This is a genomic window from Streptomyces sp. NBC_00442 (assembly GCF_036014195.1).
In the GTDB taxonomy this organism is placed as follows: Bacteria; Actinomycetota; Actinomycetes; order Streptomycetales; family Streptomycetaceae; genus Streptomyces.
In genome coordinates this window covers 1,507,931-1,525,329 of the sequence record NZ_CP107918.1, presented here as the reverse complement: position 1 = coordinate 1,525,329, position 17,399 = coordinate 1,507,931, and the positions used below count along the sequence as shown (strand labels likewise).

Below are 17,399 nucleotides of genomic sequence, written 5' to 3'. Positions count from 1 at the left end.
ACCGCTCACACCGCTCACACCGCCCAGGCGTACCGGTGTTCGGGGCGCCCCGTCTCGCCGTAGCGCAGGGTGAGCCGGAGGCGGCCGGACTGTTCGAGGAGGCGCAGATAGCGCTGGGCGGTCGAGCGGCTCAGACCGGTGCGGTCGGCGACCTCGTGGGCGGAGAGCGGATGCTCGGCGTCGTGCAGGACATCGCGGATCAGCTCCGCCGTCGGCACCGAGTGACGGCTGGGCAGCCCGGTGCGCAGGGCCGCGAAGATCCGGTCGACCTGCTCCTGGTCCTGGGCCGGCGGCTCGGCGCCGGACCTTCCCGCCGCCCGGTCCACGGTGCGCCGCAGGGTCGCGTACGAGTCGAGCTTCGCCCGCAGGGCCGCGAAGGCGAACGGCTTCACGAGGTAGTGCAGGGCCCCGTGGCGCATCGCGGCCTGGACCGTCGCCACGTCGCTCGCCGACGTCACCATGATCACGTCGGTGTGGTGGCCCAGTTGGCGCATCCGTCGGACCAGGCTGAGCCCGGTCTCGTCGGGCAGGAAATGGTCGAGCAGGACGAGATCGACCCGATGGCGTTCCAGCGCGGCCAGTGCCTGCGATGCGTTGTGCGCGCGCGCCGCGACCCGGAACCCGGGAACCTTCGCGACATAGGACGCGTTGATCTCGGCAACACGGAAGTCGTCGTCCACGACCAGGACATCGATCACGTCGCTCTCCTCCCCGAGGCCGGCCGGACCGGCCGGACCGGACCGGCCGTCCCGGCTGGGCCGTCCCGGTGTTTCCCGCGCTCCGAACCCCGCAGTTGTATCGCGCGCAAAACGAGCACAACAGGGGTTTGCGCGCACAAGTCCGTCCAGTGCCCACAAGGCTGACGCCGGGACGCGGCCCGCGCCTACGGTCCCGCTCCATGAACACAGACACCGTTCCCGCCATCGAACTGAGGGGTGCGGGCAAGGCGTTCCGCACGCCGTCCGGGGCGCTGCACACCGCCGTACGGGACCTCGATCTCAGCGTGCGGCAGGGCGAGTTCGTGGCCGTCGTCGGTCCCACCGGATGCGGAAAGTCGACCACGCTGACCCTGGTGAGCGGCCTGGAGGAGCCCACCGACGGCGAGGTCCTGGTCGCCGGGGAACCGGTCGACGGCATCGGCGACAAGGTCGGCTTCGTCTTCCAGCAGGATGCCGTCTTCCCCTGGCGCACCGTGCTCTCCAACGTGATGGCCGGCCCGCGCTTTCGCGGCGTACCGAAGGCCGAGGCGAAGGAGATGGCCCGCGCGTGGCTGTCCAGGGTCGGCCTGACGGCCTTCGAGGACCGCTATCCGCACCAGCTCTCGGGCGGCCAGCGCAAACGTGTCGCCCTCGCCGCGACGTTCGTCAACGACCCCAGGATCCTGCTGATGGACGAGCCGTTCTCGGCGCTCGACGTCCAGACCAGGGCCCTCATGTCGGACGAGCTCCTCGATCTGTGGTCCGGCACCGGGGCCTCCGTCGTGTTCGTCACCCACGACCTGGAGGAGTCCATCGCCCTGGCCGACCGGGTCGTCGTGATGACGGCGGGCCCGGCCACCGTCAAACGGATCTTCGACATCGACCTGCCGCGCCCGCGCAAGGTCGAATCGGTGCGTCTGGAACCGCGCTTCCTCGACCTCTACCGCGAGATCTGGCAGTCACTCGGCGAAGAGGTCCGCATCACCAGGGAACGGGGTGCCACCGATGTCGCCTGACACGCACGGGGCGTCGCCGACGGCCCCCGGCACCGCCGGCCCGGCCGTTACCCAGCCCACGGCCGGTACCAAACCCTTGGCCCGTACGGCCACGCGCGCCCGGGACGCGCGCAACCGCCGCCTCCTGGTCCACGGCAGCCGCGTCCTGCTCCTGGCCCTGGTCTTCGGGGCCTGGGAGTTCCTGGCCCGCGCCGATGTCATCGACGCCTTCAACTTCTCGATGCCGTCGGCGATTTGGGACCAGATGCGGGAGTGGGCCCTGCACGGCACGGCGCAGGGATCTCTCTGGGAGCAGATCTGGTACACGCTCTACGAGGCGCTCCTCGGCTGGGTCGCCGGAGTGGTCGCGGGTGTCGTGCTCGGCATCGCGCTGGGCCGGATCCGCTTCCTCGCCGATGTCCTCGGCCCCTACATCAAGGTCCTCAACGCCATCCCGCGCATCGTGCTCGCGCCCGTCTTCCTGATCTGGTTCGGTCTCGGGCCGGCCTCGAAGGTCGCCTCCGCCGTCGTCCTCGTCTTCTTCCCGGTCTTCTTCAACGCCTTCCAAGGGGCGCGCGAGGTCGACCGGAACCTGGTCGACAACGCCCGCATCCTGGGGGCGAGCAACCGCCGGGTCACCTTCCAGGTGGTCATCCCCTCCGCCACCTCCTGGATCTTCACCAGCCTCCACGTCAGCTTCGGGTTCGCGCTGATCGGGGCGATCGTCGGCGAGTACATCGGCGCGACCAAGGGCCTGGGGCTTTTGGTGGCAGCCTCCCAGGGGACCTTCAACGCCGCCGGGGTGTACGCCGCGATGGCCATCCTGGCCGTCGTCGCCCTGTTCACCGAGGGGCTGCTCACGTTCGCCGAGCGGCGGCTGTTCCGCTGGCGCCCGGCCGAGCCCGGCGCCGAGCGCTGACACGGGCCGGGGCGCCGGTCTTTCCGCCGGCCGTCGCATCGGCCCCGCGCACCGCCCCCGCGCCCCCGCCGCCCACCCCGTACCCGTACCCGTATCCGTACCCCGAACAGTGATCACAGGGACGTGACGACCATGCGTAGCCAGCCCCAACCCCAACCTCAACACCACCTCAACGCCCACTCCAACCCCACCCACAGCATCCGCAACGCGCCCTCGGTCCTCCTGGCCGGGGGGCTCTGTGTGGCTCTGCTGATGGGGCTCTCCGCATGCGGCGGCAACTCCGCATCGGACGCCAAGAGCGCGTCCGGGCAGGCCACCGTCAAGGTGATGGTCGGCGGGCTCGACAAGGTCATCTATCTGCCCGCGATGCTGACCCAGCGGCTGGGCTACTTCAAGGCCGAGGGCCTGGACGTGCAGTTGCTCACCGAGCCCGCCGGGGTCCAGGCGGAGACCGCCCTGATCTCCGGCGACGTACAGGGCGCCGTCGGCTTCTACGACCACACCCTCGATCTTCAGGTGAAGGGCAAGAAGGTGGAGTCGGTGGTGCAGTTCTCGCACGCGCCGGGCGAGGTGGAGATCGTCGCCGACCGGGCCGCCGCGACCCTCAAGTCCCCCAAGGACTTCAAGGGCAAGAAGCTCGGCGTCACGGGGCTCGGCTCGTCGACGGACTTCCTCACCAAGTACCTCGCCGTGCGGGACGGGGTGAAGACCAGCGAGTTCACGCCCGTCGCGGTCGGCGCGGGGCAGACCTTCGTCGCCGCCCTCAAACAGGGCTCCATCCAGGGCGGCATGACCACCGACCCGACGGTCGCCGCCGTCGTCGACCAGAAGCTCGGCAAGGTGCTGATCGACATGCGGACGCCCGAGGGCTCGCAGCAGGCGCTCGGCGGCCCCTACCCCTCGTCCAGTCTGTACATGAACACGCAGTGGGTGAACGGCCACCGGCAGACGGTGCAGAAGTTGGTCAACGCCCTGGTGAAGACGCTGCGTTGGATGTCCGCGCACAGCGCCGACGAGATCGCGGCGAAGATGCCCGCGGACTACGCGCAGGGCGGCAAGACGCTGTACGCGCAGGCGATCAAGAGCACCCTGCCCATGTTCACCAAGGACGGAGTGATGCCCGAGAACGGCCCGGAGACGGTCGAGAGGGTGCTCAAGGCGTTCAACCCCAACCTCAAGTCGGCCACGGTGGATCTGTCGCAGACCTTCACCACGGAGTTCGTGAAGAAGGTCCCGCAGGGCTGACCCCGACCCGTCGAGGTCCCGCAGGGCTGACCCCGCCCCGGCCGAGGAGTCCCTACAGGGAGGCCACCCACGCGTAGCGGTGCTCGGGGCGGCCGGTCTCGCCGTAGCGCAGGCCGAGCCGCACCCGGCCGGCCCGTTCGAGGAGCTTGAGATAGCGCTGCGCGGTCTGCCGGCTCACCCCGGCCCGCTCCGCGATCTCCTGCGCCGAGAGCGGGCCCTCGGCCGCCTTCAGAACGCCGCGCAACAGGTCGGCGGTGGTGGGGGAGTGGCCCTTGGGGAGGTCGGGTTCGGCGGGGACGGAGAGCGCTCCGAAGATCCGGTCCACCTCCACCTGCTCGGCCTCGCCGCCGCCGTCCAGGGTGCGCCGCAGCACGGCGTACGCCTCCAGCTTGGTGCGCAGGCCCGCGAAGGTGAAGGGCTTGACCAGGTACTGGAGCGCGCCCTGGCGCATCGCGGCCTGGACGGTGGCGACGTCGCGTGCCGCCGTCACCATGATCACGTCGGTGTGGTGGCCGAGCCGGCGCAGCTCCCGCACGAACGCGAGCCCGTTCTCGTCCGGCAGATAGTGGTCGAGCAGCACCAGGTCCACCGGTTGCGCGGCGATCCGGGTGAGCGCCTCGCCGGCCGAATGCGCCTGGGCGACCACCCGGAAGCCGGGAACCTTTGCGGTGTACGCGGCATTGATGGAGGCGACCCGGGGATCGTCGTCCACGACCAGTACGTCGATCACCGCGCATCCTCCACGATCCGCGGCCGCCCCGGGCCCTGATCCGGGCCGGGCCCAGGATGCGGGCCCCGATCCGGGCCGGGCCCAGGATTCGGTTCCTGATCAGGGTCGGGCGCCGGGCCGTGGTCCAGGTCCTCACTCAGGGCGTCGGGCAGTACGACGGTGAACTCCGCGCCGCCTTCGGGGCCCGTGCCGACCCGCGCGCTGCCCCCCATCCGTTCCGCGAACCTGCCGACCAGCGCGAGCCCGAGCCCGCGCTTGCCGTGCGCCGGTGCCTCCTTGGTGGTCCAGCCCTCGGTGAAGACCAGCTCGCGCAGCTCGGCGGGAACACCGGGACCGTTGTCGCGGACCCGCACGACGACGGTGCGTCCCTCGGCGCGCAGCTCCACCTCCACCGCCGCGCCGGGCGACCCGGCCGCCGCGTCGAGCGCGTTGTCGACGAGGTTGCCGGTGACCGTGACCAGGCCGCGCGGATCGACGAGCCGGTCGGGCAGCGCGGTGGCGGGGGACAGGCTCAGGGCGACCGCACGCTCGGCGGCGACCGTCGCCTTGCCGACCAGCACCGCGGCGAGCAGTGGATCCCTGACCTTCTCGGTGACCTGCTCGGCGGTGGCCCGGTGCACCCCGACCACCTCGGTGACGAAGTCGACGGCCTCCTCGTACAGCTCCAGTTCGAGCAGGCCGAGCAGGGTGTGCAGACGGTTGGCGTGTTCGTGGTCCTGGGCGCGCAGGGCGTCGATCAGGCCGCGTGTGGAGTCCAGTTCGCGGCCCAGGCGCTCCAGCTCGGTGCGGTCGCGCAGCGTCGCCACGGCGCCGCCGTCCTCGGTCGGCATCCGGTTGGCGACCAGGACACGGTGGCCTCGCACCGTCAACAGGTCGGTGCCCTCGACCCGGCCGGCGAGCACCTGCGTCGTGCGGCCCGCGCCGAGGGCTTCCTCAAGGGTGCGGCCGGCGACCTCGGGGCCGACGCCGAGGAGCCGCTGCGCCTCGTCGTTGAGCAGTCTGATCCGGCCGTCGCGGTCGAGCGCGACCACGCCCTCGCGGATGGAGTGCAGCATGGCCTCGCGCTCCGCGAGCAGCCCCGAGATGTCGGAGAACGCCAGGTCGCGGGTCTGCTTGTGGATGCGCCGCGCGATCAGGTACGCGGCGAGCGCGCCCACAGCGAGCGCGCCGCCCGCATAGGCCAGCAGGCCCGGGATCGCGTGCAGGAGCCGGGCCCGCACGCTGTCGTACGTGATGCCCACCGAGACGGCTCCCACGATGGTGCCGCTCGCGTTCCGCAGCGGGACCTTGCCCCGGGCCGAGCGGCCCAGGGTGCCGCTGTCGATCTCCATTACCTCGTGGCCGGCGATCGCGTCCCACGGGTCGGTCGAGACGACGTGGCCTATCTGCCCCGTGTCGGGGTGCGACCAGCGCACTCCCCGGGTGTCCATGACCACCACGTACTCGGCGCCCGTCGCCTCTCTGACGCGCTCGGCCTCGGCCTGCACCGGTCCTTCGGGGGACGGCCGTGAGGACACCAGGTCGGCGGCGACCTGCGGCTGGGCGGCGGTGGCGGACGCGATGGCGAGCGCGCGCCGCATGGCCTGGTCGTCGAGCTGGGCGCCGAGCGGGGCCAGGAAGAGCCCGGTCGCGAGGACGGCGACCCCGGCGGCGATGGCCAGCTGCATCAGGAGCACCTGGGAGAAGACGCGCCGCGGCCAGCCGAGGCGGCGCCGCCGGGGGGCGGCGCTCGTGGGTGGGGCGGTCATGGGTAGGCAGGTTAGACGGCCCGAGCCGCTTCCCGAAATCCCGCCGGGATCACCGTGCGGTCTCCGCAGCCGCCCCGCCACGCCGCGACACATGCCGCCCGAGCGACGAAATTCGCTTGCGTTGTTTACGGATATCTTGCGGCCGCCTGTCGTGCTGTCGGCAAAGCCGCAGCACGCGCCGGTGACAGGGAGGAAAGCGATCGTTCCGGTTCACCGTGCGCCGCCGGACGCCGACATGGAGGGGTGGTCGCAGGGATGGACGCCTCGGCACATCTCTGCAACTCTCTCACCGCTCAGCGCAAAATTCGTGACTCTTCCATGCAGAAACCCTAGCCGGCACCCATCCAGTCGGCAGAAACCCAGTCGGGCAGATCGGGGACACATGAGAACGCACCGTTGGAGATGGCGCACGCGGATGAGGATGCTCGCCGCGCTGGTCGCCACCAGCCTGTTCATGATCGGTTGGCCGGCCCTCGCCGCTTCCGCGGCGGCCGGCCCCGACCTCGCCGCCGGGAAGCCGGCCGCGGCATCCGGGGCGAACGGCCCGTACACCGCCAAGAACGTCACGGACGGCGACCAGTCCACCTACTGGGAGAGCGCCGGCAGCGCCTTCCCGCAGTGGGTCCAGGCCGACCTGGGCGCCACCGGCAGCATCGGCGAGGTCGTCCTGAAGCTCCCCACGTCCTGGGGCGACCGCAAGGAGACCCTCTCCGTGCAGGGCAGCGCGGACGGCACGAGCTTCAGCACCCTGGTGAGCTCCGCCTCCTACGGCTTCACGCAGAGCTCGGGCAACACCGTGAAGATAGGGATCGCCGCCGCGCGGGCCCGCTTCGTACGGATCGAGATCACCGCGAACACCGGCTGGCAGGCCGCCCAGCTCTCCTCGCTCGAAGTGCACGCGGCCGACGGACCGGGCAGCACCAACCTCGCCCTCGGCAAGACCCTCACCGCGAGCAGCACCACCCAGACCTATGGCGCGGCCAACGCCAACGACGGCAACAAGGCGACCTACTGGGAGAGCGCCAACAACGCCTTCCCGCAGTGGATCCAGGCCGACCTCGGGGCCACCGTGCCCGTCGACAAGGTGGTGCTCAAGCTGCCGGACGGCTGGGGGGACCGCACCCAGACCCTCAAGATCCAGGCAAGCGCCAACGGCACCGACTTCACGGACCTGACCGCCCCACAGGGGTACGCGTTCACCGCGGGCAACGGCCTCACCGTGCCGATCGCCCTCGACGCGGCCACCACGCGCTACCTACGGGTGCTCGTCTCCGGCAACACCGCGCAGCCCGGCGGGCAGCTCTCCGAGCTGGAGATCTACGGCCCGGCGGGCGGTGACACCCAGCCGCCGTCCGCGCCCGCGAACCTCGCCTACACCGAGCCCGGCACCGGCCAGATCAAGCTGACCTGGGCCGCGTCCACCGACAACACCGCCGTCACCGGGTACGACGTGTACGCCAACGGCGAGCTGCGCACCAGCGTGGCCGGCAACGTCACCACGTACACCGACAGCCAGCCCGCGAGCGCCACGGTCGCCTACTACGTACGGGCCAAGGACGCCGCGGGAAACCAGTCTCCCAACAGCAACACCGTCACCCGCAAGGGAAGTTCGGGCGACACCCAGGCGCCGACCGCGCCCGGGAACCTGGCGTACACCGAGCCGGCCGCCGGCCAGATCAAGCTGACCTGGGCCGCGTCCTCCGACAACGTGGGCGTCAGCGGCTACGACATCTACGCCGACAACCAGCTCCTCAAGAGCGTGGCGGGCGACGTCACCACGTACACCGACAGCCGGCCGGTCACCGTGACCGTCTCCTACTACGTGCGGGCCAAGGACGCGGCGGGCAACCAGTCCGGCGCGAGCAACACCGTGACCCGCAACGGCACCTCCACCGGCGACGGGTCCAACCTCGCCGTGGGCAAGCCGATCACGGCCTCCTCGTCCACCTTCACCTTCGTCGCCGCGAACGCCGACGACAACGACACGGCGACCTACTGGGAGAGCGCGGCGGGCGGCTACCCGAGCACGCTCACCGTGAAGCTCGGCGCCAACGCCGACACCAGCGCCGTGGTCCTCAAGCTCAACCCGGACAGCGGGTGGGGCAGGCGCACCCAGAACATCGAGGTCCTCGGGCGTGAGCAGAGCGCGTCGTCGTACACCTCGCTGGTCGCGGCCAAGGACTACACCTTCGACCCGGCGAGCGGGAACACGGTGTCCCTTCCGGTCGCGGCGCGCGTCGCCGACGTCCAGCTGAAGTTCACCTCCAACACCGGCGCGACGGGCGGCCAGATCGCCGAGTTCCAGGTCGTCGGGGTGCCCGCGCCCAACCCGGACCTGGAGGTCACCGCGCTGACGGCGTCGCCCTCCGCGCCGGTCGAGTCGGACGCCGTGACCCTGTCGGCGACCGTGCACAACAAGGGGACCGGCGCGGCGCCCGCGACCGGCGTCGCCTTCCAGCTCGGCGGCTCGAAGGCGGCGACCGCCGACGTCGGCGCGCTGGCGGCCGGCGCATCGCAGACGGTGAGCGCCTCGATCGGCACGCACGACGCGGGAACTTATCCGCTGAGCGCGGTCGTTGATCCGGACAACACCGTCATCGAACAGAACGACACCAACAACACCTTCACGGGCAGCCCCCTGGTCATCAAGCCGGTCGCCTCCTCCGACCTGATCGCCTCCGGGGTCAACTGGTCGCCGAGCGCCCCCTCGGCGGGCCAGGCGGTCGCCTTCTCGGTGACACTGAAGAACCAGGGCACGCTGGCCTCGGCCGGCGGCAGCCACGGCATCACCCTGACCCTCCTCGACGACAAGGGCGCCACGGTCAAGACCCTCACCGGCGCCTACACCGGGACGCTCGGCGCCGGCGCCACCGCGTCCCCGGTGAACCTCGGCAGCTGGACGGCGGCCAACGGCAAGTACACGGCGAAGGTGGTGATAGCGGACGACACCAACGAACTCCCGGTCAAGCGCGCCAACAACACCAGCCAGCAGGCGTTCTTCGTGGGGCGCGGCGCCAACATGCCGTACGACACCTATGAGGCGGAGGACGGTGTGACGGGCGGGGGCGCCCAGGTCGTCGGGCCCAACCGCACCATCGGCGACCTCGCGGGAGAGGCGTCGGGACGCAAGGCGGTCACGCTCAACTCCACCGGAAACTACGTCCAGTTCACGACACGGGCCGACACCAACAGCTTGGTGACGCGCTTCTCCATCCCGGACGCGGCGGGCGGCGGCGGCACCAGCGCCAACCTCGACATCTACGTCGACGGCGTCTTCCGCAAGGCCATCGACCTGAGCTCGAAGTACATGTGGCAGTACGGCGCCGAGGCGAGCCCCAACAACTCGCCGGGCTCCGGCGGCCCGCGCCACATCTACGACGAGGCCAACATCCTCCTCGGCGACACCGTGAAGGCGGGCAGCACCATCCGCCTCCAGAAGGACGCCACGAACACCTCCACCTACGCGATCGACTTCATCAATCTGGAGCAGGTCGCCCAGATCCCCAACCCCGACCCGGCGGCCTACGTCGTGCCCGCCGGCACCGCGCAGCAGGACGTGCAGAACGCCCTGGACAAGGTGCGGATGGACACCACCGGCAAGCTCGTCGGCGTCTATCTGCCGCCCGGCACCTACACCACGAGCAACAAGTTCCAGATCTACGGCAAGGCCGTGAAGCTGGTCGGCGCAGGCCCCTGGTTCAGCCGCTTCGCCACCCCGCCCGACCAGGAGAACACCGACGCCGGCTTCGACGTCCAGTCCTCCGCCAACGGCTCCTCCTTCACCGGGTTCGGCTTCTTCGGCAACTACACCTCGCGCAACGACGGCCCCGGCAAGGTCTTCAACTTCTCGAACGTCGCCAACATGACGATCGACAACGTGTGGGCCGAACACATGATGTGCCTGTACTGGGGCACCAACACCGACCACATCACGATCAAGAACACCCGGGTCCGCGACCTGTACGCGGACGGGATCAACCTCACCAACGGCAGCAGCGACAACACCATCAGCAATGTGGAGGCCCGCTCCACCGGCGACGACAGCTTCGCCCTGTTCCCCGCCACCGACATCAACAACGCCGACGAGACCGGCAACGTCTTCGAGAACCTCAGCGCCCTGCTGACCTGGCGGGCCGCCGGATTCGCCGTCTACGGAGGCACCGCCAACACCTTCCGGAACCTGTACGCGGCCGACATGCTGACGTATCCCGGACTGACCATCGGCACGCTGAAGTTCGGCTCCATCCCCGCCCTCGGCTTCGGGACGGATCCGACCACCTTCCAGGGCATATCCCTGGTGCGCTCCGGCGGCCACTTCTGGGGCGCCCAGGCGTTCGGCGCGCTGTGGATGTACTCCGCCGAGTACGCGTTCCAGGGGATCCGCATCACCGACCTCGACATCACCGATCCCACGTACTCCGGGATCATGTTCCAGACGAAGTACAACGGCAGCACGCCCCTGTACCCCATCAAGGACAGTGTGCTCACCAACGTGAGCATCAGCGGGGCGAAGAAGAGCGGGGACGCCTTCGACGCCAAGTCCGGCATCGGCATCTGGGCCAATGAGCTGCCCGAACCCGGGCAGGGCCCCGCCGTCGGCGAGGTCACCTTCACCAACCTCAAGCTGAGCGGCAACGCTCAGGACATCAGGAACACCACCTCCACGTTCACGATCGACGTCAACCCGTAGCGGCGGGCGTCGCGCGGTGCCGCCCCGGGGGACCGGGGCGGCACCCGCACGTCAACAGCCTCGTCAGAGAAGGGAGTTGAGCCGGGCGGCCTGCCGCGTCAGATGGTCGCGCTCGGCGAGGCTCGTCGCCTCGCGGGCCGCTTCGGCGTACAGGCGCGCCGCCGTCGCCAGGTCGCCGTCGCGCTCGTGGAGGTGGGCGGCCACCGCCGTGTGGCGGGGCAGCGAGGCGTCGAGCTCCGCGAGCGCCTTCAGACCGGCGCGCGCCCCGTCGGCCTCGCCGACGGCCACCGCGCGGTTGAGCCGCACCACGGGATTGTCGGTCAGGCGCGTGAGCTCGTCGTACCACTCGACGATCTGCACCCAGTCGGTCTCCTCGGCGGTGGCCGCGTCGGCGTGCAGGGCCGCGATGGCGGCCTGCGCCTGGAACTCGCCGAGCCGGTCGCGGGCGAGGGCCGCCTGGAGGATCACGACGCCCTCGGCGACGGCACCGGTGTCCCACCGGCCGCGGTCCTGCTCGGCCAGTGGCACCAGGCTGCCGTCGGGCGCGGTCCGGGCGGCGCGACGGGCGTGATGGAGCAGCATGAGGGCGAGCAGCCCCGCCACCTCGGGGTGGTCGACCAGGGCCGCCAGCTGCCGGGTGAGCCGGATCGCCTCGGCGGCGAGGTCGACGTCGCCCGAGTAGCCCTCGTTGAAGACCAGGTAAAGGACGCGCAGCACGGTGGCGACGTCGCCGGGCCGGTCGAACGTCCCCCGGGCGTTCGTCGCCGTCCCGCCGGGGGAGGCCCCCCGGCCGGCCAGGGTGCGCTTGGCCCGGCTGATGCGCTGGGCCATGGTCGCCTCGGGCACCAGGTAGGCCTGAGAGATCTGGCGGGTGGTCAGGCCGCCGACGGCGCGCAGCGTGAGCGCGACGGCGGACGACGGCGTCAACGACGGGTGGGCGCACAGGAAGTAGAGCCGGAGCGTGTCGTCCGCCGAGGCCGCGGGCCCCGCCGCCGGCTCCTCGTCCACGGCTTCCTCGCGCCGGCGGCGGGCGCTGTCCGCGCGCGCCGCGTCGAGGAAGCGCCGCCAGGCCACGGTGACCAGCCACCCCTTGGGGTCGCGCGGAGGATCCGCCGGCCAGGCGCGGACCGCCTCCACCAACGCGTCCTGCACCGCGTCCTCGGCCGCCGCGAAGTCCGCTCCGCGGCGGACCAGGACGGTGAGCACGCTCGGGGTGAGGCTGCGCAGCAGGGCCTCGTCCATGGGCGGGCTCACTCCGTGACGTTGGGGTGCGCGGTCAGGAACGGGCGGACCTCCAGCCACTCGTGGATCGGCCGGCCGCCCGCCCCGGGCGCCGCCGACAGCTCTCCGGCCACTTCCACGGCACGCTCGTGACTGTCGACGTCGATCACCATCCAGCCGGCGATGAGGTCCTTGGTCTCGGCGAACGGCCCGTCGGTGACGGGCGGGCGGCCCTCGCCGTCGTACCGGACCCAGGAACCCTCCGGAGCGAGCGCCAGCCCCTCGACGAACTCGCCGGTCTCCTCCAGCTTCGCCGCCAGGTCGTTCATGTACTGGACGTGCGCCGAGATCTCCTGCGGGGTCCACTGGTCCATCGGCACGTTGTTCACGGGGGCGGGTGCGCCGCGGTAGTGCTTGAGCAACAGGTACTTCGCCATGATGGTCCTCCTCGGCCGGACGACCCGGTGCGGTCGTCTCGTGGTCGCGTTCACTACGGGGACGGAGCCGGTCCCGGCTTCTCGACATCCTTGCCCGAACTCTCGCGGTTTTTCTTGGGCACGTCAGCTACGCAAACGGCTTGCATGGCTTGCGCTAGTCTTGCGTTCATGACGCGACGACTTGCTCAGGTGGCGAAGAAGGTTGGAGTCAGCGAGGCCACGGTCAGCCGGGTGCTCAACGGCAAACCGGGAGTCTCCGAATCCACCCGACAGGCCGTGCTCACGGCGCTCGACGTGCTCGGCTACGAGCGCCCCACCCAGCTGCGCGGCGAACGGGCCCGTCTGGTCGGCTTGGTCCTGCCCGAGCTGCAGAACCCCATCTTCCCGGCGTTCGCCGAAGTCATCGGCGGGGCCCTCGCCCAGCAGGGGCTCACCCCCGTCCTGTGCACCCAGACCAAGGGCGGCGTCTCGGAGGCCGACTACGTCGACCTGCTCCTCCAGCAGCAGGTTTCCGGCGTGGTCTTCGCGGGCGGCCTCTTCGCGCAGATGGAGGCCCCGCACGGGCACTACCAGCAGCTCGCCGACCGCAAGGTGCCGGTCGTGCTCATCAACGCCGCCATCGAGCACCTCGACTTCCCCGTCGTCGCCTGCGACGACGCCGTGGCGATGGAGCAGGCCTGGCGCCACCTGGCCTCCCTGGGCCACGAGCGCATCGGCCTGGTTCTCGGGCCGCCCGACCACGTGCCCTCGCGGCGCAAGCTGGACGCGGCACGCGCCCTGGCCGTCGCGGCCGGCACCGAGTTCGCCGAGGACCGCGTGGAGCGCGCCATGTTCTCCCTCGAAGGCGGCCAGGCCGCGACCTCGCGCCTCCTGGAGCGCGGCGTGACCGGCATCATCTGCGCCAGCGACCCGCTCGCCCTCGGTGCCGTACGGGCCGCGCGCCGACGGGGCCTCGACGTGCCGCGCGACGTCTCCGTCGTGGGCTACGACGACTCGGCGTTCATGAACTGCACCGAGCCCCCGCTGACCACCGTGCGCCAGCCCATCGAGGCGATGGGCCGGGCCGCGGTCGAGCTCCTTTCCGCGCAGATCCAGGGCGGTGTGGTGCCCCCGGGCGAGCTGCTCTTCGAGCCCGAGCTGGTGGTGCGCGGCTCGACGGCGCAGGTGCCGCGCTAGCCGCTTGCGTGTATCCGTCATCCAGCGCGCCGGGCGTTGCCGCCCGGCGCGCTGTTGTGTGCGCCCACCACACTCCTTGCGGACAACAGGCTGTCGAAGTTTTACGAAATCAGCGCGAGATATTGCGTCCTCGCGTCGCCGATGGTTGAGTGTGCCGCGCCCCGCTGCCGTCAGCGACGGGCCTTCCACGCTCCTCCCGAAGGGGTCCTCCGATGAGACGCACCTCGTTCAGCCCCGCACGACAGATACGCCGCACCGCCGCCACCGCCCTGGCCGGCGCCCTCGCCCTCACCGCCCTCGCCGCCTGCGGAACCAGCAGCAGCGACACCGGAGGCGGCGACAGCAAGCCCGGCACCGGATCGAGTGACCCCGCGGCCCCGCTCGACCCGAAGACCAAGGTCGACCTCACCATCGACTGCATGCCGCCGGCCGCGAAGGCCGCCGAGCTCAAGGAGTGGAAGCAGGACGTCGCGACGTTCAACAAGACGTACCCGAACGTCAAGATCATCGGTAGGTCGACGCCCGGACAGTGCGAGGAGCCGCCGCGCTTCACCGCCGCCCTGAAGGCGAAGTCGCAGCCCGACGTCTTCTACTCCTACTTCACCGACCTCCAGCAGGTCCTGGACAACGACGGCGCCGCCGACATCTCGGCCTACGTCACCGACAAGTCCGTCCCCGCCCTGAACAGCATCGACCCGGCCGTGATGGGGGTGTACAAGAAGGACGGCAAGATGTACGGCCTGCCCACCAGCAATTATCAGATGGGCATCATGATCAACCGGAAGCTGTTCCAGCAGGCCGGGCTCGACCCCGACAAGCCGCCGGCCACCTGGGACGAGGTCCGCACCGACTCCCGGGCGATCGCCAAGCTCGGGGGCGGCGTGTACGGCTACGGCGAATACAGCGCCGAGAACACCGGCGGCTGGCACTTCACCGCCGCGATGTACAGCCTCGGCGGCGACGTGGTGGGCAGCGACGGCAAGGCCGCCTTCGACAACGCCACCGGCAAGCAGGTCCTCCAGCAGCTGCACGACATGCGCTGGACCGACCAAAGCATGAGCAAGACCCAGCTCCTGAAGTGGGGCGACCTCCAGAAGCAGATCACCGCCGACAAGCTCGGCATGTTCCTCGCCGCACCCGACGACATCGCGTACATGGTCCAGCAACTCGGCGCCAAGTACGAGAACTTCGGCATGGGCCCGATCCCCGGCGGCAAGGCGACCCTCACCGGCGGCAACGGCTACATGATCAAGCAGGGCAGCTCGCCCGACAAGATCAAGGCCGCGATCGCCTGGCTCGACTTCAAGAACCTCAGCCCCGGCAAGGGCCAGTTCGCGTGGGCCCGCACCAAGGCCGACCAGCTGCCCGTCGGGGTGCCGCAGCCCAACTTCTTCACCGGCTCCGTCAAGGCCGACGACCTCAAGTCCCGCACCGACAACGCCACCATGCCGGTCGCCAACTTCGCGCCCTACCTCGGCAACCCGATCCCGGGCAAGGCCGAGCCGCCGAAGGCGCAGGAGGTCTACAAGGTGCTCGACAACGCGATGTCCGCGGTGCTCACCAACAAGGACGCCGACATCTCCAAGCTGCTTGTCACCGCCCAGACGCAGGTCGACCAGGTCCTGGCGAACCAGTAGCGCGCACGGCGGCAGGGGCCGGAGCCACACCCTCCGGCCCCGCCCGCCCCGGATTCAGGAGTGACGATGTCGGCCTCCACACTGCCCACCCGGGAAGCGACCCGGCCGCACCCGGGCGCCGAGCTGCCCAGGCAGCGCGGATTCGCCCGAGCGCTGCGGCGCAACCTCACCGCGCACGGCTTCCTGATCGGCGCCGTGCTCTGCTTCGCGTTCTTCTCCTGGTACCCCATGGTGCGGGAGTTCGTCCTCGCCTTCCAGAAGACGAAGGACGGCCGCACCACCTGGGCCGGCTGGTCCAACCTCACCTACGTCTTCCACGACCCGGCGTTCTGGCAGGCCTGGCGCAACACCCTGCTCTTCACCGGCCTCGCCCTGGTCCTCGGCTTCGTGCTGCCGTTCCTCGTCGCCGTTCTGCTCAATGAATTCCGGCACGGCCAGGGCTACTTGAGGCTCCTCGTCTACCTGCCGGTGATGCTTCCGCCGGTCGCCTCGGTGCTGCTGTTCAAGTACTTCTACGACCCCGGCTACGGCCTGTTCAACCGGATCTTCGAACTGTTCGGACTGCCCGCGCAGCAATGGCTCCAGTCCACCGGCACCGCCATGCTCTCCGTGGTGATCGCCGCGACCTGGATGAACATGGGCAGCGCCACCCTCGTCTACCTCGCCGCCCTCCAGGGCATCCCGGGCGAGCTGTACGAGGCGGCCGAACTCGACGGTGCCGGGCTGCTGCGCAAGATCTGGCACGTCACGGTGCCGCAGACCCGGCTCGTGCTCTCGCTGATGTTCCTGATGCAGATCATCGCGACGATGCAGGTCTTCACCGAGCCGTTCCTGCTCACCAACGGCGCGGGCCCCGAGGGCTCCACGACGACGGTGGTCTACCTCATCTACCAGTACGCCTTCAACTTCAACAACTACGGCGGCGCCGCGGCCCTCGGCCTCGTCCTGCTCGTCCTGCTCGCCGGTTTCTCGGCGGCGTACGTCCGCCTCAGCCGCGACAGCGACCAGTAGACCGGGGGAACCCATGTCGACCCGCACACTCATCTCACCGGCCACCCTCGGCCGCACCCGGGGCAAGGTCGTCTACTGGACCGTCTTCGGCCTGGTGATGCTCCTGTTCACGCTCGTCTTCATCGGGCCGCTGTACTGGATGGCCGTCAACGGGCTGAAATCGACCGAGGAGTTCACCAGGATCCCGCCGACCCTGGTCCCGCACGGTGTGCACACCGACAACTTCAGCAACGCCTGGCGCGTGATGGACTTCGCCAAGCTCCTGCTCAACACGCTCTGGTACGCGTTCGGCGCGCTCGCCTTCCAGCTCGTCCTCGACGTGGCCGCCGCCTACTCGCTGTCCAAGCTGCGCCCGGTGTTCGGCAAGGCGATCCTCGCGATGATGCTGGCCACCCTCATGATCCCGGCCGCCGTCCTGGTCGTACCGCAGTACCTGACCGTCCTCGACGTGCCGATCTTCCGGCGGAACCTGCTCAACACCCCGTGGGCGATCTGGCTGCCGTCCGTCACCAACGCCTTCAACATCTTCCTGCTCAAGCGGTTCTTCGACTCGATCCCGCGCGAGCTCCTGGACGCAGCGTCCATCGACGGTGCCTCGCCGCTGCGCACGCTGCGCTCGGTGGTCCTTCCCATCTCCCGGCCGATCCTGGGCGTCGTCTCCATCTTCGCGGTGATCGGCGTCTGGAAGGACTTCCTCTGGCCGATGCTGACCCTGCCCGACCCCACCAAGCAGACCCTCAACGTGGGCATCTACTCGCTCGCCCAGGGTGTCCCCGAGAACTGGCTCACGGCGGCCCTCGCCATGGCGTCGATCCCCACACTCCTCATCTTCATCGTGTTCCAGCGCAACATCATGAGCGGTCTCACCGCGGGCGGCCTCAAGGGCTGACGC

General features: G+C 70.2%; 13 protein-coding genes. 8 read left to right on the top strand and 5 right to left on the bottom strand.

Going from position 1 to position 17,399, the window contains the following annotated elements; all coding sequences use genetic code 11:
- Positions 1-14: 14 nt before the first annotated feature.
- A complete protein-coding gene (locus OG432_RS06745; RefSeq protein ID WP_328308731.1) occupies positions 15-698 on the bottom strand; it encodes a response regulator in 684 nt (227 codons plus the stop codon).
- Between the two features lie 200 nt (positions 699-898).
- On the opposite strand from OG432_RS06745, the gene OG432_RS06740 reads away from it, so the two are divergent.
- From OG432_RS06740 to OG432_RS06730, 3 genes are all read left to right on the top strand, one after another.
- The gene (locus OG432_RS06740) at positions 899-1,714 is read left to right on the top strand and encodes an ABC transporter ATP-binding protein (protein ID WP_328308729.1); all 816 of its coding nucleotides are present in this window, start codon (positions 899-901) and stop codon (positions 1,712-1,714) included.
- A complete protein-coding gene (locus tag OG432_RS06735; RefSeq protein WP_443058345.1) occupies positions 1,704-2,612 on the top strand; it encodes an ABC transporter permease in 909 nt (302 codons plus the stop codon). The genes OG432_RS06740 and OG432_RS06735 overlap by 11 nt, the downstream gene beginning before the upstream one ends.
- 252 nt (positions 2,613-2,864) lie before the next feature.
- Positions 2,865-3,857, top strand: coding sequence for an ABC transporter substrate-binding protein (locus tag OG432_RS06730; protein ID WP_328315025.1), 993 nt, complete (start codon positions 2,865-2,867; stop codon positions 3,855-3,857).
- 52 nt (positions 3,858-3,909) lie between these two features.
- Here OG432_RS06730 and OG432_RS06725 read toward each other — a convergent pair whose 3' ends face one another.
- Both OG432_RS06725 and OG432_RS06720 read right to left on the bottom strand, forming a co-directional pair.
- Complete coding sequence (locus OG432_RS06725) at positions 3,910-4,587, bottom strand: response regulator (RefSeq protein ID WP_328308727.1); 678 nt, start codon at positions 4,585-4,587, stop codon at positions 3,910-3,912.
- The gene (locus tag OG432_RS06720) at positions 4,584-6,335 is read right to left on the bottom strand and encodes a sensor histidine kinase (RefSeq protein WP_328308725.1); all 1,752 of its coding nucleotides are present in this window, start codon (positions 6,333-6,335) and stop codon (positions 4,584-4,586) included. Before OG432_RS06720 ends, OG432_RS06725 begins: the two co-directional genes overlap by 4 nt.
- 382 nt (positions 6,336-6,717) lie before the next feature.
- Here OG432_RS06720 and OG432_RS06715 point away from each other — a divergent pair, with 382 nt between their 5' ends.
- Complete coding sequence (locus tag OG432_RS06715; RefSeq protein ID WP_443058344.1) at positions 6,718-11,025, top strand: discoidin domain-containing protein; 4,308 nt, start codon at positions 6,718-6,720, stop codon at positions 11,023-11,025.
- A 63-nt stretch (positions 11,026-11,088) separates the two neighbouring features.
- Here the strand turns inward: OG432_RS06715 and OG432_RS06710 are convergent, their stop codons facing one another.
- Both OG432_RS06710 and OG432_RS06705 read right to left on the bottom strand, forming a co-directional pair.
- Positions 11,089-12,267, bottom strand: a complete 1,179-nt coding sequence (locus OG432_RS06710; RefSeq protein ID WP_328308722.1) for an RNA polymerase sigma factor — start codon at positions 12,265-12,267, stop codon at positions 11,089-11,091.
- Between the two features lie 8 nt (positions 12,268-12,275).
- Positions 12,276-12,683, bottom strand: coding sequence for a YciI family protein (locus tag OG432_RS06705; protein ID WP_328308721.1), 408 nt, complete (start codon positions 12,681-12,683; stop codon positions 12,276-12,278).
- A 168-nt stretch (positions 12,684-12,851) separates the two neighbouring features.
- Here OG432_RS06705 and OG432_RS06700 point away from each other — a divergent pair, with 168 nt between their 5' ends.
- From OG432_RS06700 to OG432_RS06685, 4 genes are all read left to right on the top strand, one after another.
- Complete coding sequence (locus tag OG432_RS06700; protein ID WP_328308719.1) at positions 12,852-13,859, top strand: LacI family DNA-binding transcriptional regulator; 1,008 nt, start codon at positions 12,852-12,854, stop codon at positions 13,857-13,859.
- A 212-nt stretch (positions 13,860-14,071) separates the two neighbouring features.
- Entirely contained in the window at positions 14,072-15,496 is a 1,425-nt protein-coding gene (locus OG432_RS06695) for an ABC transporter substrate-binding protein (RefSeq protein WP_328308717.1), read from the top strand.
- Between the two features lie 66 nt (positions 15,497-15,562).
- Entirely contained in the window at positions 15,563-16,507 is a 945-nt protein-coding gene (locus OG432_RS06690; protein WP_328308715.1) for a carbohydrate ABC transporter permease, read from the top strand.
- 13 nt (positions 16,508-16,520) lie between these two features.
- Complete coding sequence (locus OG432_RS06685; protein ID WP_328308713.1) at positions 16,521-17,396, top strand: carbohydrate ABC transporter permease; 876 nt, start codon at positions 16,521-16,523, stop codon at positions 17,394-17,396.
- The last annotated feature ends 3 nt before the right edge of the window (positions 17,397-17,399 follow it).